The following is a 25789-nucleotide window of genomic DNA, read 5'->3' as shown; positions in this document are numbered from 1 at the left end:
CACTACATTTCAACAGTCATGACCGATATAACCCTGCAGGGACTCGAGAAACGATACGGAGAGACCACCGCCGTCGAAGACGTGTCCGTCGAGATCGACGACGGCGAACTGCTCTGCCTGCTCGGACCGAGCGGTAGCGGCAAATCAACGACGTTGCGAATGCTCGCCGGCCTCGAGACGCCAACCGAGGGCGCGATCCGACTCGACGGCGAGGACGTCACCGATCAGCCGGCTTACGACCGAAACACGTCGACCGTGTTCCAGGACTGGGCGCTGTTCCCGCACAAGACGGTCCTGGAGAACGTCGCCTTCGGGCTCAAGATGCGCGACGTGTCGAAAGACGAGCGCCGGGAGCGCGCCCAAGCGATGCTCGAGCGCGTCCAGATGGGCGGCTACGACGACGAGGATCCGACGACGCTGAGTGGCGGCCAGAAACAGCGCGTCGCGCTGGCGCGTTCGCTCGCCGTCAATCCGGACGTCCTGTTGCTGGACGAGCCGTTATCGAACCTGGATAAGCGCCTCCGGGAAGACATGCAGATCGAACTCCGCGAGATCCACGACGACCTCGAGGAGACGTTCGTCCACGTAACCCACGACCAAGACGAAGCGTTCACGCTCGCCGACCGCATCGGCATCATGAACGAAGGCGAGCTGATCCAGGTCGGCGATCCGGACGAAGTCTACGAGAACCCCAAGAACAGGTTCATCGAAGCCTTCCTCGGCGACACCAACTTCGTCGACGCGACGATTGTACAATCGCCGGGAGAGACGGTCGCCGTCGAAACCGAACTCGGTGCCGAACTGGTTCTTCCGAGCAGCGGCGACCACGGCCTCGAGTCCGGCGACGAACTCACGCTCTCGCTGCGACCGGAGATTCTCTCGATCGACCGAGGGGAGCCCGGCACCGACGCAACTGCGCCCGCCGATCAGCGGGCCGTCACCGACGGCAGCACGACCAACGCCGTCACGGGAACGGTCGCGAACGTCATCTATCGCGGCTCGACCGTTCGCTACTCCGTGTCGATCGACGGCACGTCGGTGTTCGCCGAACGGACGGACGCGAGTTCGGGGTCGCTGTCGGCCGGCGACGACGTGACCCTCGAGTGGAACAGCGAAGACGTCCTCGCATTTCGCGCGGACGGAACTCGTGTACCACTTTATAACCCATGACGGAGATACCGTCCACTGCAACGTCGACGCCGTCGAACCCGATTAGCTCCGCCTGGTCCCGGCTGACTACCCAGTCGGGGTCGCGTCGCGCGCTGTTGCTCATGGCGCCGCTGATCGTGTTCGAACTCCTGATCTTCGTGATCCCGTTCGCCATCCTGTTGCGAATCAGCTTCGCCGCTCCCTCGAGCGACGGGGTGTACGCCGACGGAACGTGGTCGCTCGAGGCCTACCAGCAGGTCCTCGCCACCGACCTAATCTGGAGCATCGTCGGCTACTCGTTTTTCCTCGGTGCCGTCGTGACGGTGCTCTCCGTCGCGATCGGGCTGTTCTACGCGTACGCGATCTGGCGCTCGAGCGGGCTCGTAAAGTCGCTCCTGCTGTTTTCGGTCGTTCTCCCGTTACTCACGACGCTGGTCATCCGGACGTACGCCTTCGATCCGCTGTTGCAACCCGCCGGCCTGCTGTACAGCACAGTCGGCGTCGTCATCGCACAGCTCTACATCGTCCTCCCGTACGCCGTGCTGGCGATTTACAGCGTCATGGCGACGACCGACTGGCACGTCGTCGAGGCCGCCCGCGACCTCGGGGCGAGTCGGCCGCGATCGGTCCTCGAGGTCGTCGTACCCCAAGTGATGCCGGGAATCATCGTGGCGACGGTGGTCTCGTTCGCTTGGAGCGTCGGGGCGTACGCGGCGCCGGAACTCCTCTCGAACAACATCACGTTCGCCATCTACGTCGAGCAGTTGATGCTCAGCGATATGAGCTACCCCACCGCAGCCGCGCTCTCGGCCGTCATGCTCGGTCTGATGTCACTCTGCATTGCCGCGATCTTTGGCGTCCTCAACCGATTCGGAGGTGAGTTCGAACTTGCATAGAGAAACCGTCGAAACCGTCGCGTTCCGCGCCGGCTACTTAGCGCTGTTCGCGCTCATGGTCACGCCGCTGTTAGTCGTCATCGCAACCTCGTTCTCGGACGGGGCTCGAATCGCGTTCCCGCCCGAGAATCTCTCGCTGGCCTGGTACGGCGAGTTCTTCGACCGGATCAACTGGCTCGAGGCCTTTACCAACAGCATCCTCGTCGGGGTCGGCACCGCGGTGCTCGCGACCGCGCTGGGCGTCCTCGGAGCGTTCGGCCAGGAGTTCGACGACGGCCTGTTAGGGACCGTGGTCGCACCGCTGGTTCTCGTGCCGTTGTTGATCCCGCCCGTCGTCCTCGGCATCACGCTCCTGATCTACTTCAACGAAGTCGGCCTTCGGGGCTCGTACGCGAGCATCATCCTCGCACATACCCTCTGGGCGACGCCGCTGGTCTACTTCGTGATGCGGTCGGTGTTCAGCCGTTTCGACTGGCAACAGTTAGACGCCGCTCACGACCTCGGTGCCGGCCCCGTCCAGTCGTTCGTCCACGTCGTGCTTCCGAACGTGAAACACGGCGTCTTCGTCGGTGGCCTGCTCGCGTTCATCATCAGCCTTCAGGAGTTCGTGATGGCGCTGTTCCTCTCGACGTCCAGCACGGAGACGATTCCCGTCCTGGCCTGGACCGAACTCCGGCAGGCGATGGATCCGATGGTGAGCGTCGTCTCGACGTTCCTCATCCTCATCTCGCTCGGCACGCTCGTGCTCGCCGTGATCGCGACGAACCTCGAGTGGGTTTCGAAGCAACTCTCCTAAATTGCGACTCACACCGGCTTTTCGGACGTGTTCGCCGCCGACTGAGTTCGAGTCGACCGCCTTCGTGGTGGCCCGCAGCTGAACCGAATCGCGGTAGCGGCGGCTGTGCTACTCGGTTGTTGACTCGTCTCGAGTCGAACCGGATACGGGCAGCTTCAAGACTACCGGTCGACCTCCCGTTGACCGTCGCTGCCCGGGCAGTCGACCCGGCCGACGAGCGCGCTCGCCTCCAGTTGAGGCGAGTGCTCGAGGCACGGGGGAGGGCAGGCGCTTCGCGTGGCGTGCAGACTCGCGTGGCGTGCAGACTCGCGTGGCGTGCAGACTCGCGTGGCGTGCAGACTCGCGTGGCTCGCAGACTCGTGTGGCGCGCTGTGGTGTGGGTCAGTTGTCTCGCAGCGACCGACGTGAGCCGGGCTCGGAAGTCACTGCTCGTGCAGCGACGCGAGCAGGTGCCTCTTCCCGTGGAATAAAAGCGGGAGCGACCGCTGCTAAGCGGTTACGAGCCCGCTCAGAATCGCGTTGTGATTGTTCGTATCTCGAAACGCCCCTCGTTTCCGGAGAGCCGTTACAGGAAGCGGAACGTCTCGAGGTTCTTCGGTGCGAACGTCCGCATATTGTAGTCGTGATAGAGCGCACTCGAGAGGTCCTGTGTCGAGCGTTCGTCGCCGTGGACACAGAGGACTTTCTCGGGCCGGGGGTTCATCGTCTTCACGAAGTTCTCGAGGCCGGCGCGGTCGGCGTGGCCGGAGAAGCCGTCGACGGTTTCGACATCCATGTTGAGCTCGAGGGTGCCGCGACCGCCGCCGTTGCCCATGGCACCGACTTCGCTCGTCGGAATCTCGTCCCAGCCGTTCTGGATCCGACGGCCGAGGGTCCCCTGGGCCTGGTAGCCGACGAAGACGAGCGTCGAGTCCGGGTCGGGACCGAGGTGGCCGAGCCAGGACATGATCGGACCGCCGGTGACCATCCCCGACGTCGAGAGGACAATGCAGGGTTCGCCGTCCGCAACGTCCTGTCGCTCCTCCTCGCCGGCGTCGATATGGTTGAACTCCTCGGCGAGGAACGGGTTCTCGTCGTCGTGGAAGATCCGATCCCGGAGGTCGTCGCGCAGGTACTCGGGATAGGTCGTATGAATCGCTGTCGCCTCCCAGATCATTCCGTCGAGGTGGACCGGCATCCGGGGGATGTCGCCGCTGCGCATCGCCTGTTCTAAGACGAGCATGATCTCTTGTGAACGACCGACTGCGAACGCGGGAATCACGACCTTGCCGCCACGCTCGTAGGTCTCCGTGATGACTTCCTTGAGCGTTTCCTCAGAGTCTTGTTGGTCTGTCTGGTAGTCGTTTCGACCACCGTACGTCGACTCCAAGACGAGCGTCTCGACGCGCGGGAAGTCGTTGGTCGCCCCGTTGAACAGGCGGGTATCCTCGTAGTGAATGTCACCGGAAAACGCGACGTTGTAGAGGCCGTCTCCGATGTGGAAGTGGCTGACAGCCGAGCCGAGGATGTGCCCCGCGTTGTGGAAGGTGAGTTTGACGTCGGGCGCGATGTCCGTGACGTCGCCGTACTCGAGTGGAATACAGTGTTTGATCGCTTCACGAACCTGCTCGCTCTCGTATGGGGGCGAGCGTCCTTCCTTGGTGGCGACGTCGAGATAGTCGAGCGTGAGCAGTCCCATCAGGTCTCGCGTTGGCTCGGTACAGTAGATCGGCCCGTCGTAGCCGTATTTGAACAGGAGGGGGATGAGCGCGGAGTGGTCGAGGTGGGCGTGCGTGAGGACGACAGCGTCGATCGTCTGTGGACCAGCGCCGAAAGCCTCTGGTGCGTGGAGGTAGGGAACCTCGCCTTCCGCACCGGGTTTGTCACCACAGTCGACGAGAATCCGCGTTTCGGGTGTCGAGAGGATGAACGAGGCGCGTCCGACCTCGCGACAGCACCCGAGCGTCGTGATACGGACGTACTCGTCGTCGGACATCTCCTCGCGGTGGATCTGTCGGCCGACCGTCTCGAGGATGTCCCGTCGCTCGTCGCGTTCTTGCTTCAGGAAGCTCCGGACGTTCGACACCGTGGAGGACTCGATCGGTGGGGTTCGAACGACTTCGGGCGTCCAGCCGACGTTCTTGGTGATATCGCGGAGCGTCGAGCCGTGGCGGCCGATCACCATGCCCGGCTTTTCGGCTTCGATGACGACCTCACCGGTGTCTGCGTGGAAATCGAGGTCGGTCACGCCGGCTTCTTCCGGAATGACGTCCATGATCTCTTCGCGAGCCTCTTCGGGCCGCGAGAGCACGCTCGGGTCGGGACGAACGGTGATCCGCTTTCGAAGCTTACTCGCGAGTTTTCGAATGAGGTCGCCCTTCTGGGCGAACTTCTTCGGGTCACGCGTGTAGACCACCAGTTCGGGGCCTTCGTATTTCACCGAGGAGACCGAGATGTCGGCCGGTAGCTCGCTCGTGATCTCTGCTTGCAAATCGTCGAGTTGCTGCTCTACAGTACTCATATGTCGCCAATTGTGGCTTGCGTGAACTCGCCGACTGGAATACGTGTCGAATGGGAGTCGAGTGATCGGGGACCGACGAACGCATTGATAACACGATCGACACGACGTATCAGACGCAGTATCGTCGAGCGCCGTCGTGAAACACCGTCTGTCGTAGACAGTTTACGATCCCGAATCATCGCGTTGTCCCGTGCTGTGACGAACACGCTCCCAGGTCGGTGTCCTGGTTCGTGCGGGAAGATGCCAGGGAGAACCCGCTTATTCGACGCTATTCTTTGCGTCGTATATAAGCCTTCGCAAAAACCAGGGATCTCCGACACGAACGGGGAGCTATGCACCTCACACCGGCACGCGTCGCTTCGGAACGCGATTGGGTCGCAACACAGGCTGAAACCGTCGTTCCCATCATAAACGACGTGCGAGACGATCTCGGGCATATTTTCGAAACGGATGTCGATCACGTCACCGAGGAACAGTATCTCGAGGAAGTCGACGCTGTCTTCGCAGACGGCGACCTCGCGGTCAACGTCGCCGCGATGGTCGCCATCCTCCGAGAACTCGACGTCGAGGGCGATTATCCCGGCTTCGTCGTCGACGAACTCCTCGGCCGCGAACTCGCCGCGACGATCGCCGGCACGCAACCGTTACGGACACTCGGCGAGGCGACGTTTCACTACGCGGATCTGCAGGTACACGGATCCGAAAGCGAAAATGCGGGAGTCGACGACCTCGAGGCGGCCCTCGCTGCCGGGTTCCAAGAGCGGATTCCCGGCTGGGACTGGACCGAGCGCGAGAGTCCGTTTAGCGTTGACTGATTGTCGCGTCGACTACGCTTCGTCGTCGCCCGCGTCGCTGTCACCGTCGTCGCCCGCATCGCTGTCACCGTCGTCGCTCGAGTCGTCGGCGTCCTCGTCGTCCGAATCGTCGTCGGATTCGGACTCGTCTTCGTCCGTTTCATCGCTGTCGTCATCGTCTTCCACTTCGTCCTCGTCGGGTTCGGGCTCCGGTTCGGGCTCCGGTTCGGGCTGACCGTCGTCCGCTCCCAGTGCTATTTCGTACTCCTCGCCGGCGAGCAGGCCGTCGATCTCACCTTCCTGGAGCAATTCGATGAAGCGTTCCTCCGACCCCGTTAACAAGAACGCTCCCTCTTCACCGACGCCGGCTTCGATCGTAATATCGTCGTCGTCGGCGTGCGCCGATTCGAACTCGACCGCGGTGGACATGACGACCTCCTGTTGACGGGACATCATCTCCTGTTCGACTTCGGCTTCGTCAATCTCGCCGGCTTCGACGTCAGCCATCACCTCCTCCTGGAGTTCCATCATCTCCTCTTCGGGAGGGTGCGTGAGGGCAGTTACGCCCTCGGACGGCTCGATATCCGGCTCTTCGTCGGCCTCGAGTTCCTCGTCGTTGTCACCGACGAGTGAGCTACAGCCAGCGAGTGATGCGGTCGCCCCCGCGCCGGTCAATTGCAGTACACGGCGTCGGGTCGGATCGGGTGTCATCGTGGCCGGATTTCAGGGGCGTGGGCGAATAAACCCTCGTACTCGCTGTGCGCACCCGAATCGTCCTGTCGTGGCCTCGGATCGGTTCGCTGTCGGACGCACCCACCGACCGTCCGGGGTGCTTTTAGGGATCGGTCGGCTACGACTCTCCAGTGACATCCGGCCAGCCGTCCGTGGAATCGTCGACCGCAATCACCCTCGAGCAGCCCTCGCTCGAGGCCGCCTGCGATGCGATCGCCGCCGGAATCGACCGAGAGGCCCTCGTGACGATCTTCGGGCACTGTACGGTCGAGTACGACGGACGAGCTTCGAGTACGCTCGAGGCGGGCGACAGACACGTGATGGTCAAACCGGACGGGACGACGCTCGTCCACACCGACGAGGGCCAACAGCCCGTCAACTGGCAGCCCCCGGGCTGTGAGCACGAGGTGTACTGCGAGGATACCGAGGAGACGGCGAGCGAGACGACCCTCGTCCTCGAGAGCCAGCGCTCGACACCCGAGGAACACCTCCTCGTGCAGTTCGAGCGCGTGTTGCAGGTGTCGACGTTTTCCGGAACCGACGAAACTGACCTCACGCTTTCGGGGACCGAAGCGGACCTTCGAACGCGAATACTCGAGAACCCTGACCTGCTCGAGCCCGGATTTACGCCCCTCGCAACCGAACGGACAACGCCGGCGGGTGCGATCGACATCTACGGCGAGGATACGGCCGGACGGACGGTCGTCGTCGAACTCAAACGCCGCCGCGTCGGGCCGGACGCCGTCGGCCAACTCCGGCGGTACGTCGACGCGCTCGAGCGTGACCTCCACGCCGACGCTTCGCTGCGGGGGATTCTGGTCGCCCCCTCCGTCACGGACCGGGCCAGTCGACTGCTGGGCGAACACGGCCTCGAGTTCGTTTCGCTCGAGCCACCCAGCGACTCGCAGTAGCCCGGTTCTCCATCGATCGGTTTCGCTTCGACGGGGTCCGATCTCATCGGCGATCCATGCACCTGCTACCCGGACACCTACTCCCCCTCGAACTGTGGGTGATATCCATGCGAGTACGATCGGGGTCGACCGCACGACAGAATCGCTCGAGCGACGAATCCGCCGACTCGAGTTCGACAGCGCCGGTTACCGAGACGCCGATCTTCCGTCTCGGGAGGGCACTTTTCGGCGGCATTCTCGCCTTCAACGCGCTCGACAACCTGCGGAATCTCGAGGAACGAATCGCGTACGCCGAGGCGAAGGACTCCCCCAAGCCGGGGCTCTCGGTTCCCACGATCAGTGCGGGTTTACTCGTCGGTGGCCTCGGCGTCGCACTCTGGCGCGTGCCAGCGGCGGCCGCCGCAGCGGTCGCGGGCTTTCTGCTCGGCGTCACGCCGGTGATGCACGACTTCTGGAACGTCGACGACCCCGAGCAGAAACAACAGGAGATGATTCACTTCCTGAAGAATATGGCACTGTTCGGTGCCGCGCTCGCGTTCCTCAAGGTTGGCCAGCGATCGGAGTGATACTCGAGTACAGTCGATAATCGACGTTCTCAGGAGAGTAGCCCCAGATTCACTCGCGACTGTCACTCCTCGAGTAACCGTTTCAATCGATCGAGTTCGGTTAACGCTTCGACGGGCGTGAGGTGTGCGAGATCGAGCGCCCGGAGTTCGTCGGCCACGTCGGCCGGTACCTCGTCGGCGTCCGCTTCGTCACCTAACGAGGGTCGCGACTCGACAGGCGACTCGCCCCCGTCGGCGCTCGCGACTGCCGAGGTTGGATCGTCCCGCTCACCTCCGTCGCCACCCTCGAGACTAACCCCGCTATCGCGTTCGGCCGCGTCCACAACCAGTTCTCTCGAGCGTTCGACGACCTCGTCGGGAACCCCCGCAACGGTGGCGACCGCGACGCCGTAGGAACCGGTCGCCGCACCCGGCGCGATATCGTGGTGAAAGACGACGTCGTCGTCGCACCGTTCGACCTCGAAGTGGAGGGCAAACGCCGACTCGAGGTCGTCGGCGAGTTCCGTCAGCGGGTGGTGATGGGTCGCGAAGAGCGTCGTCGCGCCGACGTCGTCGTGGAGGTGCTCGGTGATCGCCTGGGCGATGGCGAGTCCGTCCGCCGTCGAGGTTCCCCGACCGACCTCGTCGAGCAAGACCAGCGAGCGCTCGTCGGCCTCCTCGAGAATCGTCGCGAGTTCGTCCATCTCGACCATGAACGTCGAGCGACCGCCCGCGATATCGTCGCTCGCCCCGACTCGAGTGAAGATCCGATCGACGGGAGTGAGTCGCGCGGCGGTCGCCGGAACGAAGCTCCCGACCTGTGCGAGCAAGACGATCTGTGCGACCTGTCGCATGTACGTCGACTTGCCCGACATGTTCGGCCCCGTGATAATGGCCAGTCGCTGCTCGGGCGTCAGTTGCGCGTCGTTTGGCACGAACGACTCCTGCGTTCGCTCGACGACTGGGTGACGACCGCCGTCGATCTCGATCTCGAGGCCCGAACCATCGTCGCCCGTCTCGTGCTCGAGTAGTTCGGGGCGGCAGTAATCGTACTGTGCGGCGACGTCCGCCAGCGAGACGAGCGCGTCGAGCGTCGCGAGGGCGTCCGCGAGGTCCTGGACTCGTTCGACTTCGTCCGCGATCCTCCGGCGGATCTCACGGAAGAGTTCGTACTCGTGCTCGTCGGCGCGCTCTTCTGCCCCGACGATCTGGTCCTCTCGTTCTTTGAGTTCCGGGGTGACGAATCGCTCCGAGTTTTTGAGGGTCTGTCGGCGCTCGTAGTTCTCGGGCACCGACTCGAGGTTCGGGTTCGTCACCTCGATGTAGTAGCCGTGAACCGAGTTGTAGCCGACTTTCAACGAGTCGATTCCCGTCCGTTCGCGCTCGCGGTCCTCGAGGTCGTCGATCCACTGTTTGCCGTCGCGGGCGGTCGATCGCAACTCGTCTAAGTGCTCGTCGTAACCGTCGGCGATAATTCCGCCCTCCGTGATCTCGATCGGCGGGTCCGAGACGATACCGCCGTCGATCAACTCGCGCACGTCGGCCAGAGGATCGAGACGCTCGTGAAGGTCCAGCAGGCGCTCGCAGTCGGCGTCGGCCAGGTTCTCGCGAACGTCGGGGACGACGGCTAGCGTGTCGTGCAACGAACGCAAGTCGCGCGCGTTCGCTCGTTCGCGCGAGATGCGTCCGATCAGTCGCTCGAGGTCGTAGACGGCCCGGAGGTCGTCGTGTAGCGATTCTCTCGTCTGGACGTCCGATTGTAACTCCTCGACGGCGTCGAGTCGGGCGTCGATCCGTCGGGGCTCGAGCAGCGGGCGACGGATCCAGTCGCGAAGCCGCCGGCCGCCGAGTGCACAGGCCGTCTCGTCGAGCACGTCGACGAGCGTCGCGTCTTCGCGACCCTGCACGGCTCGCGGCTCGAACAACTCCAGACTCTCGAGCGCGACGGCGTCGAGCAGCAGGTACTCCCTCGGGTCGTAGCGCGTGAGGTGGGTGATGTACTCGAGACGGGTTTCTTCGGAACTGGTGTCGGCGGACTCTCCTCGGTTGGCTCCGTCGCCATCGTCGCCGCCACTTCGCTCGTCCTCGCCGCGTTCGCCCTCGTGAGCGCCGCCGCGGACGTACTCCGCGTACGCGAGCAACGCGCCGCAGACGCTGATTTCGACCGCACTCGCCAGGAGCGCGTCGGGATTACGGACGTACTGCGAGAGGGTGTCTTCTGCGCGCTCGCGTTCGAAGGTGTTCGGGTCGAACGGCGTCACCATGCACGTCTCGGGAAGCAGATCCGTCGGTGCGTTGGGCCCGACGATGGCTTCCGACGGATCGAACCGACTCACTTCGTCGGCGATGGTCTCGTTCGCGCTCGAACTCGTCGCGAGAAAGTCGCCCGTCGAGACGTCGAGCAGGGCGAGCGCGAGTTCGTCCTCGGTCTGTCCGCTCGAGTGTGGGTCGCCGGCGAGAGCGGCGACGAAATTGTTGTCGTCGCTGGCGAGGAGTTCGTCCTCGGTGAGCGTTCCCGGCGTGATGACTCGCGTCACGGCCCGTTCGACGACCCCCGGTGACTCACCCGGTTCTTCGACCTGATCGGCGACGGCGACTCGGTAGCCGGCCTCGAGTAACGTCTCGATGTACGACTCGGCGTTGTCGATCGGAATGCCCGCCATCGGGTACTCGCCGGTACTGTCCTCCCGGCTGGTAAGGGCGATTTCGAGGAGGCGGGCGGTTCGCTCGGCGGCCCCACAAAATGCCTCGTAGAAGTCGCCGACCTGAAAGAGCACGAGCGCGTCGTCGTAGCGGGCGCAGAGATCGTGGTACTGACGCATCATCGGCGTCAACTCGTCGCGTTTCTCGGCCATCTTTTCGGGCGGGCCAAGCGCCGGATCCATACCGAGAATGCCGGCCCCGAACGCGGAAATAGCTTGCTGGATCAACCGGTCGACTCGAGACGACGCGGTAGTAGACGGCGACGCGTTAGCCGAGGGAGGCCAATAAGTATCAGAAAACAATTGTGTTTGAGAGAGATGATTTGGGGAGAGAACGTAGCCAGGTTCGACTCGTCTCGCCGCTTCCTTTTTATAAATGCATAAGATAGTTAGTACTACTATCTCGAGTCGAGACTGATTTCAGAAGACGGGGTGTGAACGGGGTAGAGAGTTTGAGAGGAGGTAATTCCCATTCGTAACGCGTGGAGTTATAACGCTGTGTTTCTAATTCACAGATAATGAACGAATCCCAACTCACCGGTCTCGACGTTTTGGACCGACTGTTCAACGGAGGTGTCCCAAACGGATCTATCATAAGTCTATTGACAGACCCGATGACCGAAGGAGAGATCCTGTTACGGAAACTGACCGTTGCCGAAACCGTCCTGTATATCTCGACGGTTCGTACGCCCGAGGCGGTTCGTGAGTGGTTAACCGACGCCGAAGCACTGTCAACGCGCCCTCGCTCGAGGACGTCCGCCTCGGGTTCCAGTACTCACCAACCCGAGAGCGTCTCGGTGACAATCACGTTCGCAGACTTCGAAACGCCGCTTTCAGCTGTAGAGCAGAAGATTGCTGCACTGTCCGCTCCAACGACGATCATCCTCGACTCGATCAACCGTCTCGAGGACGAGTCCGAACAGGAGTATCTACAGTTTCTCACGCGAGTGCAATCGATCGTCCACGACGCGGGTCACGTTCTCTACGTCCATGTGCTCAACGACGAGCAACTGGAACCGACGGAAATCACGAATCGAGAACACACGCTCAACGTTTCTGACTCGGTCTGGACACTCTCGAGTGAGCGAACCGATGCTGCTATCGAGCACTATCTCTCGATCGAGAAGAATCGATTTGGACCTGTCCTCTCCGAACCCCTCGAGTTGAACTTCGACGGCGGCGTCAGCGTCGATACCTCGCGGTCGATCACGCTGTCCTGAAACGCGTTGAGGGCGATATCGAACGGCGTTCACGCGGTGAATACGGGAACGTCGAGTTCGCCGATCGCTCGATTCGTGACCGAACCGATGAGTGGTTTGTCCGGGTCAGATCGGCCGCGTTTGCCCATGACGACGAGGTCGATGCCGTGCTCGTCGACGTACTCCCGAATAGCCTGGAGGGGCGTATTCGGCGTGACCGTCGTTACGGTCTCGACCCCGGCATCATCCGCGAGTGCCTCGATCTCCGCTACGAACGTCTGTCCTTTCTTTTCGATTCGTGTTCGTGTTTCTTTGATATCGCTTGGAACAGCGACGAAGTCGGCGTCGCCCATGTCGATCGCGTACAGGACGTGTACAGTCGCACCGTTTCGTTGGGCCAATTTGATCGCCTGCTGGGCACCGTTGTAGGCCGCCTCGCTTCCGTCAGTCGGGACGAGGATATCGTCGAACTCGCCGGTCGCGTTCATAGGTGCCATACCACGCGTAAAGAGGTGATTCTTGCCCATGCTAGTCGCCACACGGGAACGTTACGAGGACTGCTCAACCCGATAAACCTCCTGGGCGAATCCCTCGAGCGTAACCCTCAGGAAACGACCGGTAGTAATCGACCATTGCTCCCTAATTAGTAGGCTACGGGATGACTAGACAAAGTAAATCAACTATTTCTATTTAATTACTCCATTGGAATATTATTTCATTCGGCGTTTAAAACCAAAAAGCCCACAATAACACCCTCCTGATGATCAGTTGCAATGTCCGAGAGAAACTCATGCACGGATTACCTGGCGAACAACCCACGATTAATCGGCGCGCTGTTTACGATTTGCCTGCTCATTTCCCAGGCCGGAACCGCAGCTGCAGCGAACGGTGGAACAATCTCGTAAGTGCGCTCACCAGTTTCGAATTCGAACGGCTTTTCTTGCGGACATCGTCGATAGGACACCAGCCTCGCACGTATCGGTCCCAGACGACACCCCCTCGAGCGAGTCGCGCTAGCATCCTCGAGCAGTAACCCCGAATTACTCGGCGTCTGAATCTCTGCCGGGAAGTTCTGTCGGCGCGATGTCGGTCGACCACCTGAACTCCCCGTCGATAACGGTGGGGACCCGCTCGAGTGAGAGCAACGAGACGACGTCGGGAAGCGACATCGTAAGCGTCGGGAGGTCGCCGCCGACGAGGAAATATCGATCGACGCTCGGCGCGTACGGCGTGTAACACGACCCCATTCCGCGACCGATTACGGGGAAGGTTGCGATCCGAACGTCGTAGCCGTGCCCGTCCGATGCCCGATCGATCTGCAGGAGATTCGGCGTCCCATTTTCCGATTGAGCGATCTGGATCCCACCGTCGCCGATGACGGTGTAGCGCCCGTCCACCGTGTGTCGTTGACTGACGACGGTCAGCGCCGAACGCAGCGAGTACCCTCTGTTGAGCAGTCCGGCGATGAGCCGTCCGACCGGAATCGCTTTCGTATTGTTGATCGCGCCAGTGGTGACGATGCCGCCGATGCTGTCGCGTTCGATCATCACCTGCCCCTGATCGTACGACCGACAGCCGTTGAGCAAGAACGTGTCGACGCCGACCCCCTCGAGGTCGCTCGCGTCGAGCGTGCCGTCGTGGCAGACGAACCCGGATCTGTTGACGTGGCCGACGTAGTGGAGGAAGTCGAGGTCGCTCCGAAGCACGTTCTCGAGTTCGCGACACGAGAGATTTCGGTACGACGATATGTCGAACGGGAGGTCCTTTCGATCACCGTAGAGCGCCTCCTCGCTCACCTCGGAGACCATCTGCGCTTCGTTGCACACGACACCAATTTCGATCGGGCCGTCGGCGGGTTCTGACGTGAACCGATTTTGAACGCTCTCGATAGAGAGATCGTTCGCGTTGACCGAGCGACCCTCGCCGAACCAGGCCTGTTCGAGCGTTTCGGACGACGAAATCCGAATGTAAGACGGCTCGACGGCTGGTTCTACGGGTTCAGTTTCACGGGAGATGCTCCTGATGAGCGCGCCGTATCCGGGCGGTTCGGGTGCCGCCTCGACCTGTTGGTGCTGGTGCTCGACAGAGATCAGTGACAGCGTATTCGCCGCGTAGGAGAGAATCTCGACCGAGTCGGGATCCGGCGAGACGTGCGTCGAAAGCTGCCACGTTGGGACGAGGTCGTCCGTGACATCGAATGGGACGTCCATGTACGTCGTCACTCGCTCGGCGATCGGTGCCGCATAGAGCGTCGCCAACGGGAGGTCGACGCGCTCCTCGAGTTGCCTTCGTTCAGCGAGATCGATCGGGTACTGTCCCTCCGTCCGAACGATACAGTCCAGCACGAATACGTGTTGTAACACGTCAGTAACCGCTTGCTCGAGCGGTGTGCGCTCAGCGTTCGTCTCCGACGTATCGACGCCGGTAGGCTCTCCCCGGATCTCACTCGAGTCGGCGAGTGAGACGATTTCCGTTCCGTTAGCCAACAGGCGAGGGTTCGAACCCGGAACCACTCGAGCGCCGAGGTAATACGAAAGCGAAGCGACCGCGTAGACGGCCGGGAGCTCCGGTGGTACCTCGATTTCGAGTCCCGTCTCCGGAACGTCGATCGAATCGGGGATCATCAGCGTCGAACCGAGCTCGAGTTGGGGTGGATGGCCTCGCTGTGACGGAAACGACCGTTCCGGACTGGTCGTCTCGAGTGAGGAACCGAACGTCGACACTGCCGCCATCACGTCTTCCGGATCGGCTGTCGTGGTAACCGTGGCTGTCGGTCCTTCGGAGTACGACTGCGCGGCCAGTTCCACGCGAGTTGTCTCGTCGAATGAGATGTGCATACTGTCGCTTAGCGACTGGACGGTCACGGGTCCCGACACTCGCAGGAAGAACTTGATCGCCGCGGCAATTTCGATTTCGTACTCACCGGCAGGAAGCTTCTCGTGTGTGAAATTATCGCACTCGACGAGCAGCGTCTCGTCCGCCTCACGGACGAAGACCGGAACGACGTACGGTAACGTGATTGTTCTAATGTGACAGCTCGTGACTGCATCGACTGGCTCGCTAAACGAGGGACGACTAGCCGGCGTGAGTGAGACAGGTTCGTCGGTCGAGAGCGAGAACTGGCGGCCTTCGACGCTATCGACGGCGACGATTCCGGGCCCGTCCTCGTTCGCGCGGAACTCGACGGTCATGGAAGCGGAAACCAGGCGGTTTCGTAGCCGGTTTCGGTCAGACGCCACCGCTGTTCGACGTCGACGTCGCCGACTCGCAACTCGACGACCGCATCGAACAACGGCTCGAGCGAGGCCACTGCGTCGCCGTCTCTCGGAGCTGAAAGGTGGAAATGGGCGATTCCCCGATGTTCACGAACCTCCCGGCCGATTCCGTCGATGACGGCTTGCGTCCGCTCGAGAGAGGTCGCTTCGAGCATCGAGTGAACGGAATCGACGCCGACTCGCAACTGACCGCGATCCGACAACTCACCGTCGACGATCGCGTTGTGAACGGCCCCGGGGAGGGATTCGATGCTGTCGGTATGAGAAATAACGGTCGGACCGCTTGCGTCGTGGTCGAGCGGGCTGTCCCCGCCGGGGGCGGCGGCCGTCGATCGAGTGGCGGAGGGACGATGGTCGAGAACGGTGGCCGTCGATTGTGGGTGACCGGCCATCGAGAGCCGTCGTCGGGCCGTCGCCACATTCTGGCCGTGGTGGACGAACAGTGGGGTGTTCTCTTCGTCCGAAGAGCCGAGCAACGTCGCCGTGGCACGATCGAACGCGTCCTCTGGAACGGAGCCCACGACGAGAACGGTTCCGCCGGCCCGTTTTAACACTGTGAGCGACGGTTCAGTAGCGATTGTGCCATCGGGTTCGATCTGGACTTCGTATCCGTTCGTCGAGAGGAGCAGTCGGCTGTCGGTGCGCTCGTCGGTCAACCGCGGGTGAAGTGTCCGCTCGAGGGCGTCGGCATCGAGTTGCTCGAGGAGCGAGTCGGCGATATCGGCGGTGGAGGGTTTGGCACTCGAATCCGTGCCAGTCACAGCGTCGCTCGCGGCCGTCGAAATTGCCCGTCCGATGGACCAGACGAGCGAGGGGTCGTCCGACCACTCGTGGTGAATCTGGGCTGTGGGGTTCAACCGATTGGGGGTTCGGTTGGACGGATAGGCTGCAACGTGGCCCGAATCCGTGGCGACCACGGATGCGTCCTCCCACGACGACTCGACCGCGACGCGGAGTCCGGTCGGGGACTCACGCGGAATAGAATCCAACAGCTGATCCACACTGTCGGGATCGATACGATCGTAGAGTGCGGAAAGCTCGTATGGATCGGTATCCAGTATGTTCGTCGCAGGGACGACGAGCGCTGAGGCCACGTGCACATTCCCCAGGTCGACCGCGTGCGTCACCTGAGGCGCACTGCGTATCGGGAACGGCCAGCGGCAGTCCACCTCGTCGATTTCCATATGGGTACTACAGGGGTCGCACCGACGTGAATCATTCGATTGGGTACCCCGAGAAAGATAAGATGTAACGTATTTACTAAACGACGCGTTAGGGCCGCTGAAGCGGCCGTTACCCGCTTACTTTTATTTATCCACGGCATTCGTCCTACTATGAGCGGTGATGATCGGCCGGAGAACGGAAACATTCCGATCGGCGCAAGCGAGGAGAGACGCAACTGGGTCGACGAAATCTTGCACGCGCTCGCGGATAGCGAACGCCGATTTCTGATCTATCATCTCCATTCGGTCGACGCTACAGACCTCGAGACGCTCGCTTCGAGGATTGCAGTTGCACGCGAAGGAAAACCGATCGACGACATTCCACAGCCAGTGTACGAGGAGATCAAACTGAATCTTCACCACTCAGACCTCCCGCAACTGGCCGAAATCGGCGCGATCGACTTCGATTCGCGAAATGGGGATATCCGCTGTCGAACGTTTCCGGACACGTTGAAAGCATTGGTCGAAACGTGTGAAGATATCGAAGAGATCCAGTACGAGTAGCCTTCATCCCGTCACCATCACCCGTCTCCGTTTTGGGCTTCGCGCACGCTTCGTCGCCGTTTTACTCCCGTGTGATCTTCCTCACGTTTCGTCGCTTTTTGTCCGAGCCACACCGGTCGATCGACTCATCGATCACCAGGTGTGAAGTAGCGCGACGCGTGCTCGTGACAGCCAGGGTTGAACGGTGCGTCACACGACGGACAGCGATGGTCGGCCTCGAGGTACGCCGGAACGGTCAGTTCGGTGGCACAGACACCACACAACACCGAGGGTTCGTCGAATCGATCGCTCGGCCAGGGAATCGCTTTGTGATCGGTGACGGCTTGGTGACACCGAAAACAGGGATAATAGTGCTCACAGCAGTCGAATTTGAACGCGACGACGTCTCGGTCGGTTCGATAGTGTGTACACCGAGTGTCGTCGTCGACAGTCAGCCCGCGGACGGAGTGAGTAGACACGGATCGTAGTCGCCGCTACACGAGCGTGCTATTTCGCCGTTGCGTTCTCGAACTCGAGCGGACACCCGACCGATAGTCGACGTGTCAGGGTACTCATAGTCGACGCACGATGGAAACTCGTAATCGAATCACGAGCGACGGCCTGGTCGACTCATCGACGGCGTTACTCGAAGGCTGCCGTATCGCCGCGACGGTAGCGATCGAGTCGGCGGTAGCCGTGGACGACGGCGTCTTCGGTGAGTTCGATCTCGTAGCGACCGATGATGTCCTGCGTGTCGGGGACCGAGCGGCGTTCGATCACTTCGACGACCGCACGCCAGCCGTCGTCGGTCGGCACGATTTCGCTGACGGCGTCGAACTCCCGACCGATGAGTTCGCCGGCAGACGATTGGACGGACTGGCGAACGCCGAGGACGCCGGCGATCTGGTCGTGTTCGGTCTCGACATCGACGTCGACCTCGTCGGGATCCGTCTTCTCCTCGTCGCTCATCTCGACCGAGCCGAGCGAGTGGCTTCGGGACTCCTCCTCGGTTTCGGATTCTGATTGTTGCTCGTCCGCTGAGTCTGATTCCTGTTCGTCCTGTTCCGATTGTGCTGATTGACTGTCACTCACTGTCTGGTCACTCTCGTTGTGTTGGTAGCAAAAGCCATCCTCCCGGGCCGGCCGCGAGCAGCGCTCACCGTCCGCAGTGAGCGCCTTACACTGATCCGTCGACTGCTCTGTATCGGCTTCGGCCATTGGCGTCTGGTAAATTTTGGTCGTCGGTTCGTGGCTGGCACCTCGAGTCGGTATCTCGACGCCCCTCGTGCAGAGAGAGGGGAGTTACACCGACTCGGCGATCTGTGTGCGCAACGCTTCGATATCGTCCGGGCCCTCGCCGGCGATTTTCGGCGCAAGCACGTCCATGAAGACGTCGGTCAGTAGGTCGTCGTCGAACTCGCCGTCGGCGGCACCGTTCTGGCGCGCGTCTTCGAAGACGGCGAGGCCTTTCGCGGCCGTGATGGCCGCTCGCGTCCCGACGACGACCTCGAGGTCCTCGCGCAGGGTTCGCGTCGTCTTCACGATCGTTTCGACGTCCGCCTCGGAGAGGTCGACGTGCGAGTCGACGATCTCTCGCTCGGTCGTTTCGTCGTGGTAGTCGACGTGAACGCCGACGAAGCGATCGAGCAGCGCGTCCTGTTGTTCGTGGACGCCCGCGTACTCGACGTCGTTCGAGGTCACGATCGCTCGAAACTCGGGGTGAACGTCGATCGATCGATCCTCGCCGCGTTTGCCCGGTCGCTCGAGGACGCCCTCCTCGAAGACCGAGAGCAAGACGTTGTGGGCCGAGGGATCGCTTCGGGAGAACTCGTTGTAGACGAGCGTCGCGCCCTCTCGGACGGCCACGGAGAGTGGGTTGTCGACCCATCGTTCGCGAACGATCTCCGTTTGCTTGCTCACGCCGCTGACGAAGCGGTCGTCCTCTTTGTAGCGCTCGCCGCCGGCGTGGTCGCCGACGAGCGCCGCGGTGTCGACCGCTTCGTCACCGTTGAGCCAGACGACCGGCCGGCCACGCTCTGCGGCCGCCGAGAGCGCGAGCGCGGTCTTCCCACAGCCCGTGGGACCGATGAGGTGGACTGGCTGATCCGCTCGTAACCAGCCCGTAATCCGGTTTCGCACGGACGTGACGGCGTCGGTCTCGACGAACGGCTCCGGTTCGACCTCCTCGGGATCGGAGAGCGGACTGTCGCCGTTCTGTGATCGGGCCTTGGACGCCTTGCGGGCCAGTTCCTTCTTCGCTCGCCGACCCTCCTTCCCGGAGCGGTCACTCCTGATCTTTCGACCTCTGACCTTGCGCTTGCGCGAGGAATCGTCGGCCATGGAGTGTTATCCAGCGGACTGGGGTGACGATTCCGGACGTTCTTCGACCTCGAGTTCCTCGAGTTCTTCGAGGTCGCCCTCTGCCGTCGCTTGCTCAATTTTTGCGATCTCCTCCGCGTAGTGGAGGAAGGTGTCGACCGAGGCGACGACGACGCGGGCTTCGATCGTCAGCAACTCGATCCCGACGACCGAGACGCGAGCCCAGATATCGATAACGACACCCTTGTCGAGGATGCGATCCAGCACCTCTGCGAGACTCGAGGAGTCGGGTCTCCGTTGTGGTTGTGCCATACTACGGCGACACGTTCTTTCCGACTTCCTAACACGGCTTGCGCTGCACGTGCAAGCCGCCCTCACATATTTGGGAAATGCGACCATCGACTGGTAGGAGACCTGTACAGTCAGTTTAGTGGAACGCTCACTCCGTGACGACTACTCAATTCGCGGCTGCACCTGCAAGCACCACGATAACCCATCGTGGTATCGAATCTCACGTGACGTGTTCCTCGAGTACCCGCGGGTGCACCTCACGTCGCGCGCGTTGACGCACATCCATTCGGGTAGTCGACGCTCCCTATCCATGATCTCTCGATCGAACGCGACGACTCGACAGCACTCACTGGCCGGTAGCCGACGTTCACCGAAAACCAGCCACGCAGCACACGCTGGTGGCTCTCGCAGGCGAACTCGACCGAGTCGAATCGGGGTGAGCAACGGATGACGAACCGCTACGTCTACGGCGTCATGAACGACGATCCGGTGGAGTTCGAAGCCGACGCCGTCGGCGGAGCAGACTACGTGTACACGGTGTCTCACCGTCGGCTCAATGCGGTCGTCTCCGACATCGACACGACCGATCCCGAGGAGACGGACGAAGACGCACAACGTCACGACGAAATCCTCCGAGAAATCATGGAACGCGACGGTGGACGGACCATCGTTCCGATGCAATTCGGCATGGCGTTCGAGAGCGACCGCGCGTTGAAAAACATCCTTCGGGGTGCGCGACCGGCGTTTCGCCGCGCGATAAACGACATCGAGGGTCGAATCGAACTCGGGTTGAAAGTCGTCCGCGAGGAAGACGCCGACGTTAACGAGGAGGCGATTGAGGAAGCCGTCGCCGACGAACTCGAGTCCATCGCCGACCAGTCGGTTCCAAACGGGCTGTTTAGCGACCGACTCGTGCTCAATCAGTCGTATCTCGTTGCGAAGGAAGACCGCGAGACGTTCGACGACGCCGTCGCCCGACTCGAAGCGGAGCACGACGAGTTGATGTTTCGCTACACCGGTCCGTTCGCGCCGTATAGCTTCGTCGACGTGGCGATCGGCACTCAACAGTAGACCATGTTCATCATCGACGACCTCCTGTTCCGGCCGTTCGTCAACATCGTCAACTCACTGCACACGATGGCGCTCAACGAGATGTACGATATCGAGGCCTTACAGGACGAACTAAAGGAGAACCAGTTGCTGTACGAACTCGGCGAGCGCCCCGAGGAGGAGTACCGGCGTCGCAAACGCGAACTCGAGGAAGAGATCGAAATCGCGCGGGACGTCCACCAACGGCTCACGAGCGGTCGCGTGGAGGTAAAATCCTAATGACACCGCCAGACGACTCGAACGACCGACGCGAGGAATCGCCAGACGAGCACGACGACTCCGTCGATATCGACGACGCCGACGAGGTCGACGAGACCGAAGAGTTTGACGAGGTCGCCAGTTCCGACAGGGGGACAGGCCTCGACGACACCGACGGGACCGACGAAAGTGCAGCGTCCGACGACGCAGCAGACGCAGACGACCCCGGTGAAGACGGCGACCGAGCGGACGGCGACGCCAGCCACGTCCCCGTCGGATCGACGCGCGAGGAGTCGACCAATCGGGAGGGGAACTGGCTCTCGAGTCTCCTCTCGGCGCTGGAGTCACTCGAGCGCGGAGCCGCGTCCGGCCGGCGGCGAACGAATCGGACGGTGCTCGACTACGATATCTCGATCAGGTCGGGGAGGGATCGTCCCGACGAGGGGGGACGGCGTCCATCGTCACCCGAGATGGGAACGGACGAGCGTCCGGATCGACAGTCCCGATCACGAACGCGACGTCGCAAATCTCCCACGTCGGGGGCACATCTGACGACCCGAACGACGAGCGACGAACTCACCGTTACGGCAGACGTTGCCGGCACGGACCCGGACGAGGTCACCGTCGGCTTCGACGACTCGGCGCTCGTCGTCGCCATTTCGGGAACCGAACTCGATCGAGTCGAGGTCCCCTGGCGCGACCGAACGGCCGACGCGACGATCAAAAACGGCATCCTCACCGTCCAGGTCGAGCCTATCGACGAGGGCGCACACGAGGGTGACGAGGAAGGCCGGTCCGACCCGAACGGAGGGAACACACCGTGAGCGACGACTCCTCACTCGAGGAAGCCGGCGACGTCGCGTTCGAGACGCTCCTCGAGAACGGGACGGAGAGCCTCGAGCGAGTGACTGAGACGCTCGAGGGAGTCGACGATCTCGACTCCCTCGAGGACAGCACCCTCGAGTCGCTTCTCGGCGACGTCGAGAAGATCACGACGGTCGTCTCGGAGGTCGAAACGATGCTCGAAACGCTCGACGTGAGCGACCTCCCCGAGGCCGTCGACGCTCACGACCTCTTGGATGCGATTCAAGGAGAGGCTATCCCGGAAGCGATCGCCGACGAAGAGACGGGGGCAACGGACGTCGTCGACCTCTCGCAGGTGCTCTCGGCCATCGACCTGCTCAACACCTGGGACGCGGCTGATCTCGGCAAAGTCTGGGAGCAAAAACGGGCCGTCGACGACGCCGTCGAGGACCTCGCCGACGACGCTGACGACGACGGACTGGCTGCGAAGGCTGCCAAAACGGTCTCCGACGACGACGAGAGTCTGCTCGGTGACGACGATGACGGCGACGATGACGACGGCCTCCTCGAGACGGATCTCGACGGAGAGGAAGCCATGGAACTGCTCGGAGATATCGACATCGAGGACGATCCAGAAGCCTATCAGGTCGCCATCCAGCAGCAGGCAATGAGAGGGATCGAAGCGTTCCGCGAGGCCCTCCTCGAGACCCACGAGGAGTTCGAGCATATCGTTGAAGAGAATCGAAAGAAGACGAGCCAGGAGGGTTCGCGAACGAACTCGCGCAATCCAACGGCCGTTTCGACGATGCAACTGGGTAGCAGAGACACCGGCGGTGGAACGCTCCACTCGACGGTTCCGAAACAGGTCAAGGGCTCGACTGCCTCCGGCTTCAAGCGCATCTACGGCCGTCGATTCGAAATCGAACGAGAACGAAAGAGATCACAACATGACTGACCGAATACCAACCAGCCGAAACGAGGTGAACCACCCAACTGCGTCGACCACCCGGCCGCCGGATCACGAAAGTCGACCGTTCAATTCACAGATCACACCGGTCGGAGCAGCGGTGCAACCGACCCAGCCACTCCAGCAAGCCCGCTCCGTTATAGGGGGTGAGTCACATGAGTACTGAATTCCAACCGCGACGACATCGCGGAGACCTCGCAGAAGTCGTGGAGATGCTCCTCGACAAAGGCATCGTCATCAACGCTGACATCGCCGTCTCGATCGGCGACACCCAACTCCTCGGCGTCCAGATTCGCGCCGCAATCGCGTCCTTCGAAACCGCGGCGAAGTACGGCCTCGAGTTCCCGGAGGGAACCGACATGCGCCGCGTTGCCGCGGCCGCCGGAGAGCCGGAACTCGCCGAGATGGATCGGCCAGCGCCGCCGATCGATCCGACGCGATCCGTCAACGTCACTCCAAACGAGACCGAGGAGGATGACGACGACTCGAGCGAGTCCGAAACGGAAGACGGTGAATCGAGCGACGGCGAGGAGCGAGCGGCCTCGAGCGTCTTCGACGGACTCGAGGGATTCGAAACCGGAACCGAAAGCGACGAGTCCGACCGTGGTACCGACCACTTCAACGCACGGCCAGACCCGCGTGAGCCGACGAGCGGCGGGTTCGACCTCCTCAGCGACGAATCGGAGGCCGACGGAGCCGACGGAGATAGCGGAAGCGAGACAGCCGAGGAGACCGGAGACGAGGACGAACCCACCGAAGCGACGAGTGCGGGGGCCCACGATACATGAAACAGATCGACGTCGGCGACGGCGAAGACGCGAGAGAGGGGCTGATGTCGCTCGTTGTCACTGTCGTCGAACTCCTGATGGACGCCTTAGAGCGCGAGGCGGTTCGTCGCATGGAATCGGGAGACCTCTCCGACGAGGAGATCGAACGCCTCGGCCAACAACTCGCGCGGATCGAGGCCGAACTCGACCAGCTCAAATCCGACGAAGGGATCGAAGACAGCGTCGACAATCTCCGCGGAGACCTCGACGGCCTCGTCAGCGATGCGATCGAACAACTACACGGAAAGACGACGAACACGAACTCGCCCGGATACTCCGTCTTCGAGGGTGATGACGCGTGAGTTCGGATCGAAGCGACGAGCACGGAGCGAACGACCACGCCGAGGCAGACGCCGTGCCGTCGATCGACGACGGGCGGTATCTGTACTGCCTCGTACGGGTCGATGAGAGCGACGAACCGACGCTCGAGACGACGGGCGTCGACGGCGAACCCGTTTCGGTCGTCACGGAAGACGGCATCGGCGCGGTCGTTCACGCCTGTGAGGAGATCTACGATTCGGACGATCTCGCACAGATCAGACGCTGGCTCGTCCGCCACCAGACGGTCGTCGACGAGGCCGGCGAGGCGTTTGGCACGCCGGTCCCCTTCCAGTTCGACACGATCCTCCAATCTGACGACGAGGGCGTCCGCGAGTGGATTCGCTCCGAATCCGACACGCTCGAGCAGGTGCTCTCGGGGCTCGCGGACCACTGGGAGTATCGAATCGAAGTCGTCGAAACCGAGCCGATCAGTGACGAGGCGCTGATCGACCACGACGAGCGATTGCGCGAACTCGACGAACAGATGAGCGGGTCCGAAGACGGCACGGCCTTCTTACTCGAGAAACAGTTCGATCAGCGACTCACCGAAGTCCGGGCGAATCGTCGCGAATCGATCACCGCCGACCTCCAGACGCGACTCGACGAGCACGCACGGGAGGTCCACGCCCTCGAGCGAAAAGCCGGTGCGTCGATCTCCGACGATATCGCCGGTGCTGGAGAGACGGACGACGGCGAAACGCTCTGTCGGCTAACGGTCCTCGCACACGAAACCGACGAATCGTCGATCGGGTCGGTGCTCGACGACGTGGCGGCCCACGACGGCCTCGAGGTTCGATTCACGGGACCGTGGCCGCCGTACACGTTCGCCCCCGAACTGGGCGGTGGTGAGGACGCGACGAACGCACGATCACAGCCATGAAACCGGAAAAGAACGACGATGCGCTCGTAGACGTCATCGACGTGTTGCTCAGAGACGGTGCCGTCCTTCGGGCGGACGTGATCGTTTCGGTCGCCGGCATTCCCCTCGTCGGGCTCAAACTCTCCGCGGCCCTCGCGGGGATGGACACGATGACGGAGTACGGCTTCTTCCGAGAGTGGGATCGCGAGCACCGAGGGGTCGACGATCCGGGGTACGATCGAGAACAGCGCCTGCAAGCGAGAGAGCGAGACGAAATCGCCGTCGGAAGTAGCCACGTCCGACGCGACTCGTAAACTATCGGGTTCTCTCGGAGACGGGATCACCGAATCGATACGCAGTATCGACTCCGATTCGGGCGGTGACCGTCAGGCGAACTTCGGTCGTTCGGTCGTCAATTCGACGTCGCCGGTAACGGTTTCCTCGTCGTGGTCTTCGTCGTAGATGTACTGGCCTGTCGACCCACAGAGCGTACACTCGTAGGTTTCGGAGATTTCGTTGATCATCTCGCCGTCCTCGAAGTAGACGCGGCTCTGCGTGATCTGCAGGAATTGGGCGGTCTCGCAGTTACTGCAGGTGATCATACTCGACCGATAGCTGTGACCAGTTGTAGTTATCCGGCTTGTAACGGAAAGCCACGACCGCCTATGGAGTTCTTACCAACTGTTCTACCCGAACGTGGGCTACAACCCGGTCATCGTTCGAAAGCATTTGTCAAGATGTCACATGCCCCCTCGTAACCACCGCCTACTCGCCCGAACGGCTCGGATTGCTCGTCGGACAATCGACCTCGAGTGATCCCACACGCAGTCGTCAGAGGGTCGTTACCGAGCGATAGCGATCCGTTTCCCGGACGGGTGAACCAGGCAC

General features: G+C 61.9%; 28 protein-coding genes. 17 read left to right on the top strand and 11 right to left on the bottom strand.

From position 1 onward, the window contains the following. Nucleotides 1-18 precede the first annotated feature (18 nt). From BB347_RS07330 to BB347_RS07320, 3 genes are read left to right on the top strand one after another with little or no spacing between them, the layout of a single operon-like run. Entirely contained in the window at nucleotides 19-1170 is a 1152-nt protein-coding gene (locus tag BB347_RS07330) for an ABC transporter ATP-binding protein (protein WP_076582356.1), read from the top strand. Further along, a complete protein-coding gene (locus tag BB347_RS07325) occupies nucleotides 1167-2045 on the top strand; it encodes an ABC transporter permease (protein ID WP_076582354.1) in 879 nt (292 codons plus the stop codon). Before BB347_RS07330 ends, BB347_RS07325 begins: the two co-directional genes overlap by 4 nt. Next, on the top strand, nucleotides 2038-2841 hold the full coding sequence (locus BB347_RS07320; protein ID WP_076582528.1) for an ABC transporter permease: 804 nt from the start codon (nucleotides 2038-2040) through the stop codon (nucleotides 2839-2841). Before BB347_RS07325 ends, BB347_RS07320 begins: the two co-directional genes overlap by 8 nt. A gap of 565 nt (nucleotides 2842-3406) precedes the next feature. On the opposite strand, the gene BB347_RS07315 is transcribed toward BB347_RS07320, so the two are convergent. After that, the gene (locus tag BB347_RS07315) at nucleotides 3407-5341 is read right to left on the bottom strand and encodes a beta-CASP ribonuclease aCPSF1 (protein ID WP_076582352.1); all 1935 of its coding nucleotides are present in this window, start codon (nucleotides 5339-5341) and stop codon (nucleotides 3407-3409) included. Nucleotides 5342-5673: 332 nt separating this feature from the next. Between BB347_RS07315 and BB347_RS07310 the strand changes: the two genes are divergently transcribed. Next, the gene (locus BB347_RS07310) at nucleotides 5674-6156 is read left to right on the top strand and encodes a hypothetical protein (RefSeq protein ID WP_076582350.1); all 483 of its coding nucleotides are present in this window, start codon (nucleotides 5674-5676) and stop codon (nucleotides 6154-6156) included. A 12-nt stretch (nucleotides 6157-6168) separates the two neighbouring features. Here the strand turns inward: BB347_RS07310 and BB347_RS07305 are convergent, their stop codons facing one another. Further along, nucleotides 6169-6846 carry a hypothetical protein gene (locus tag BB347_RS07305; protein WP_076582348.1) on the bottom strand — a complete coding sequence of 226 codons (678 nt, stop codon included), beginning with the start codon at nucleotides 6844-6846 and terminating at the stop codon, nucleotides 6169-6171. 152 nt (nucleotides 6847-6998) lie between these two features. On the opposite strand from BB347_RS07305, the gene nucS reads away from it, so the two are divergent. Together nucS and BB347_RS07295 are read left to right on the top strand one after the other, a co-directional pair. Further along, nucleotides 6999-7778 carry an endonuclease NucS gene (gene nucS / locus BB347_RS07300; protein ID WP_170872013.1) on the top strand — a complete coding sequence of 260 codons (780 nt, stop codon included), beginning with the start codon at nucleotides 6999-7001 and terminating at the stop codon, nucleotides 7776-7778. A 107-nt stretch (nucleotides 7779-7885) separates the two neighbouring features. Next, nucleotides 7886-8344 carry a DoxX family membrane protein gene (locus tag BB347_RS07295; protein ID WP_076582347.1) on the top strand — a complete coding sequence of 153 codons (459 nt, stop codon included), beginning with the start codon at nucleotides 7886-7888 and terminating at the stop codon, nucleotides 8342-8344. A 62-nt stretch (nucleotides 8345-8406) separates the two neighbouring features. On the opposite strand, the gene mutS is transcribed toward BB347_RS07295, so the two are convergent. After that, entirely contained in the window at nucleotides 8407-11208 is a 2802-nt protein-coding gene (gene mutS / locus BB347_RS07290; protein WP_076582345.1) for a DNA mismatch repair protein MutS, read from the bottom strand. A gap of 335 nt (nucleotides 11209-11543) precedes the next feature. Here mutS and BB347_RS07285 point away from each other — a divergent pair, with 335 nt between their 5' ends. Then, the gene (locus BB347_RS07285; RefSeq protein WP_449289608.1) at nucleotides 11544-12245 is read left to right on the top strand and encodes an RAD55 family ATPase; all 702 of its coding nucleotides are present in this window, start codon (nucleotides 11544-11546) and stop codon (nucleotides 12243-12245) included. Between the two features lie 29 nt (nucleotides 12246-12274). On the opposite strand, the gene BB347_RS07280 is transcribed toward BB347_RS07285, so the two are convergent. Then, nucleotides 12275-12712 (bottom strand): universal stress protein, encoded by a 438-nt coding sequence (locus BB347_RS07280; RefSeq protein WP_076582342.1) that lies wholly within the window; start codon nucleotides 12710-12712, stop codon nucleotides 12275-12277. Nucleotides 12713-12997: 285 nt separating this feature from the next. On the opposite strand from BB347_RS07280, the gene BB347_RS19980 reads away from it, so the two are divergent. Further along, nucleotides 12998-13129: a DUF7503 family protein gene (locus tag BB347_RS19980; protein WP_449289607.1), complete on the top strand. Its 132-nt coding sequence runs from the start codon at nucleotides 12998-13000 to the stop codon at nucleotides 13127-13129. A gap of 135 nt (nucleotides 13130-13264) precedes the next feature. Here BB347_RS19980 and BB347_RS07275 read toward each other — a convergent pair whose 3' ends face one another. Together BB347_RS07275 and BB347_RS07270 are read right to left on the bottom strand one after the other, a co-directional pair. Then, nucleotides 13265-15415: a hypothetical protein gene (locus BB347_RS07275; RefSeq protein WP_076582340.1), complete on the bottom strand. Its 2151-nt coding sequence runs from the start codon at nucleotides 15413-15415 to the stop codon at nucleotides 13265-13267. After that, on the bottom strand, nucleotides 15412-16593 hold the full coding sequence (locus BB347_RS07270; RefSeq protein ID WP_139327024.1) for a DUF7504 family protein: 1182 nt from the start codon (nucleotides 16591-16593) through the stop codon (nucleotides 15412-15414). Before BB347_RS07270 ends, BB347_RS07275 begins: the two co-directional genes overlap by 4 nt. A 240-nt stretch (nucleotides 16594-16833) precedes the next feature. On the opposite strand from BB347_RS07270, the gene BB347_RS07265 reads away from it, so the two are divergent. Beyond that, a complete protein-coding gene (locus BB347_RS07265) occupies nucleotides 16834-17226 on the top strand; it encodes a DUF7344 domain-containing protein (protein ID WP_076582336.1) in 393 nt (130 codons plus the stop codon). A 125-nt stretch (nucleotides 17227-17351) separates the two neighbouring features. On the opposite strand, the gene BB347_RS07260 is transcribed toward BB347_RS07265, so the two are convergent. The 4 genes from BB347_RS07260 to gvpA all read right to left on the bottom strand — a co-directional run bounded on the left by BB347_RS07260 (nucleotide 17352) and on the right by gvpA (nucleotide 19836). Further along, complete coding sequence (locus BB347_RS07260; protein WP_076582335.1) at nucleotides 17352-17684, bottom strand: CHY zinc finger protein; 333 nt, start codon at nucleotides 17682-17684, stop codon at nucleotides 17352-17354. A 163-nt stretch (nucleotides 17685-17847) separates the two neighbouring features. Then, nucleotides 17848-18423: a gas vesicle protein GvpO, halophile-type gene (gvpO, locus tag BB347_RS19590; protein WP_076582333.1), complete on the bottom strand. Its 576-nt coding sequence runs from the start codon at nucleotides 18421-18423 to the stop codon at nucleotides 17848-17850. An 84-nt stretch (nucleotides 18424-18507) separates the two neighbouring features. Then, a complete protein-coding gene (gene gvpN, locus BB347_RS07250) occupies nucleotides 18508-19545 on the bottom strand; it encodes a gas vesicle protein GvpN (RefSeq protein ID WP_076582331.1) in 1038 nt (345 codons plus the stop codon). Between the two features lie 6 nt (nucleotides 19546-19551). Beyond that, nucleotides 19552-19836, bottom strand: coding sequence for a gas vesicle protein GvpA (gene gvpA / locus BB347_RS07245; RefSeq protein ID WP_076582330.1), 285 nt, complete (start codon nucleotides 19834-19836; stop codon nucleotides 19552-19554). A gap of 426 nt (nucleotides 19837-20262) precedes the next feature. On the opposite strand from gvpA, the gene BB347_RS07240 reads away from it, so the two are divergent. From BB347_RS07240 to gvpM, 8 genes are all read left to right on the top strand, one after another. Then, nucleotides 20263-20886, top strand: coding sequence for a GvpL/GvpF family gas vesicle protein (locus BB347_RS07240; RefSeq protein ID WP_076582328.1), 624 nt, complete (start codon nucleotides 20263-20265; stop codon nucleotides 20884-20886). A 3-nt stretch (nucleotides 20887-20889) separates the two neighbouring features. Then, the gene (gene gvpF / locus BB347_RS07235; RefSeq protein WP_076582327.1) at nucleotides 20890-21144 is read left to right on the top strand and encodes a gas vesicle protein GvpF; all 255 of its coding nucleotides are present in this window, start codon (nucleotides 20890-20892) and stop codon (nucleotides 21142-21144) included. After that, complete coding sequence (locus BB347_RS19885) at nucleotides 21144-21947, top strand: Hsp20/alpha crystallin family protein (protein WP_076582325.1); 804 nt, start codon at nucleotides 21144-21146, stop codon at nucleotides 21945-21947. The genes gvpF and BB347_RS19885 overlap by 1 nt, the downstream gene beginning before the upstream one ends. Next, nucleotides 21944-22882, top strand: coding sequence for a hypothetical protein (locus BB347_RS07225; protein WP_076582324.1), 939 nt, complete (start codon nucleotides 21944-21946; stop codon nucleotides 22880-22882). The genes BB347_RS19885 and BB347_RS07225 overlap by 4 nt, the downstream gene beginning before the upstream one ends. Nucleotides 22883-23049: 167 nt before the next feature. Next, nucleotides 23050-23682, top strand: a complete 633-nt coding sequence (gvpJ, locus tag BB347_RS07220; RefSeq protein ID WP_076582322.1) for a gas vesicle protein GvpJ — start codon at nucleotides 23050-23052, stop codon at nucleotides 23680-23682. Then, complete coding sequence (locus BB347_RS07215; RefSeq protein WP_076582321.1) at nucleotides 23679-24023, top strand: gas vesicle protein K; 345 nt, start codon at nucleotides 23679-23681, stop codon at nucleotides 24021-24023. The genes gvpJ and BB347_RS07215 overlap by 4 nt, the downstream gene beginning before the upstream one ends. Then, a complete protein-coding gene (gvpL, locus tag BB347_RS07210) occupies nucleotides 24020-24922 on the top strand; it encodes a gas vesicle protein GvpL (protein WP_076582319.1) in 903 nt (300 codons plus the stop codon). Before BB347_RS07215 ends, gvpL begins: the two co-directional genes overlap by 4 nt. Then, on the top strand, nucleotides 24919-25215 hold the full coding sequence (gene gvpM / locus BB347_RS07205) for a gas vesicle protein GvpM (RefSeq protein ID WP_076582318.1): 297 nt from the start codon (nucleotides 24919-24921) through the stop codon (nucleotides 25213-25215). Before gvpL ends, gvpM begins: the two co-directional genes overlap by 4 nt. Nucleotides 25216-25287: 72 nt before the next feature. On the opposite strand, the gene BB347_RS07200 is transcribed toward gvpM, so the two are convergent. Next, the gene (locus BB347_RS07200; protein WP_076582316.1) at nucleotides 25288-25503 is read right to left on the bottom strand and encodes a hypothetical protein; all 216 of its coding nucleotides are present in this window, start codon (nucleotides 25501-25503) and stop codon (nucleotides 25288-25290) included. Nucleotides 25504-25789 lie beyond the last annotated feature (286 nt).

It is taken from the genome of Natronorubrum daqingense, assembly GCF_001971705.1.
GTDB classification, from domain to species: Archaea; Halobacteriota; Halobacteria; order Halobacteriales; family Natrialbaceae; genus Natronorubrum; species Natronorubrum daqingense.
Note: the sequence above shows the minus strand (reverse complement) of the source record. Positions and strands in the feature narration are given on the sequence as shown.

Bases quoted from the DNA above. Each gene is read 5' to 3' on its own strand.
- BB347_RS07285 (WP_449289608.1), top strand. From the start codon at position 11,544: ATGAACGAATCCCAACTCACCGGTCTCGACGTTTTGGACCGACTGTTC.
- BB347_RS07280 (WP_076582342.1), bottom strand. From the start codon at position 12,712: ATGAACGCGACCGGCGAGTTCGACGATATCCTCGTCCCGACTGACGGA.
- BB347_RS19980 (WP_449289607.1), top strand. From the start codon at position 12,998: ATGTCCGAGAGAAACTCATGCACGGATTACCTGGCGAACAACCCACGA.
- BB347_RS07215 (WP_076582321.1), top strand. From the start codon at position 23,679: ATGAAACAGATCGACGTCGGCGACGGCGAAGACGCGAGAGAGGGGCTG.
- gvpO (WP_076582333.1), bottom strand. From the start codon at position 18,423: ATGGCCGAAGCCGATACAGAGCAGTCGACGGATCAGTGTAAGGCGCTC.
- BB347_RS07315 (WP_076582352.1), bottom strand. From the start codon at position 5,341: ATGAGTACTGTAGAGCAGCAACTCGACGATTTGCAAGCAGAGATCACG.
- gvpJ (WP_076582322.1), top strand. From the start codon at position 23,050: ATGAGTACTGAATTCCAACCGCGACGACATCGCGGAGACCTCGCAGAA.
- BB347_RS07240 (WP_076582328.1), top strand. From the start codon at position 20,263: ATGACGAACCGCTACGTCTACGGCGTCATGAACGACGATCCGGTGGAG.
- BB347_RS07275 (WP_076582340.1), bottom strand. From the start codon at position 15,415: ATGACCGTCGAGTTCCGCGCGAACGAGGACGGGCCCGGAATCGTCGCC.
- gvpM (WP_076582318.1), top strand. From the start codon at position 24,919: ATGAAACCGGAAAAGAACGACGATGCGCTCGTAGACGTCATCGACGTG.
- BB347_RS07200 (WP_076582316.1), bottom strand. From the start codon at position 25,503: ATGATCACCTGCAGTAACTGCGAGACCGCCCAATTCCTGCAGATCACG.
- BB347_RS07305 (WP_076582348.1), bottom strand. From the start codon at position 6,846: ATGACACCCGATCCGACCCGACGCCGTGTACTGCAATTGACCGGCGCG.
- BB347_RS07310 (WP_076582350.1), top strand. From the start codon at position 5,674: ATGCACCTCACACCGGCACGCGTCGCTTCGGAACGCGATTGGGTCGCA.
- gvpA (WP_076582330.1), bottom strand. From the start codon at position 19,836: ATGGCACAACCACAACGGAGACCCGACTCCTCGAGTCTCGCAGAGGTG.
- gvpF (WP_076582327.1), top strand. From the start codon at position 20,890: ATGTTCATCATCGACGACCTCCTGTTCCGGCCGTTCGTCAACATCGTC.
- BB347_RS07330 (WP_076582356.1), top strand. From the start codon at position 19: ATGACCGATATAACCCTGCAGGGACTCGAGAAACGATACGGAGAGACC.
- mutS (WP_076582345.1), bottom strand. From the start codon at position 11,208: ATGGATCCGGCGCTTGGCCCGCCCGAAAAGATGGCCGAGAAACGCGAC.
- BB347_RS07325 (WP_076582354.1), top strand. From the start codon at position 1,167: ATGACGGAGATACCGTCCACTGCAACGTCGACGCCGTCGAACCCGATT.
- gvpN (WP_076582331.1), bottom strand. From the start codon at position 19,545: ATGGCCGACGATTCCTCGCGCAAGCGCAAGGTCAGAGGTCGAAAGATC.
- BB347_RS07265 (WP_076582336.1), top strand. From the start codon at position 16,834: ATGAGCGGTGATGATCGGCCGGAGAACGGAAACATTCCGATCGGCGCA.
- BB347_RS07295 (WP_076582347.1), top strand. From the start codon at position 7,886: ATGCGAGTACGATCGGGGTCGACCGCACGACAGAATCGCTCGAGCGAC.
- BB347_RS19885 (WP_076582325.1), top strand. From the start codon at position 21,144: ATGACACCGCCAGACGACTCGAACGACCGACGCGAGGAATCGCCAGAC.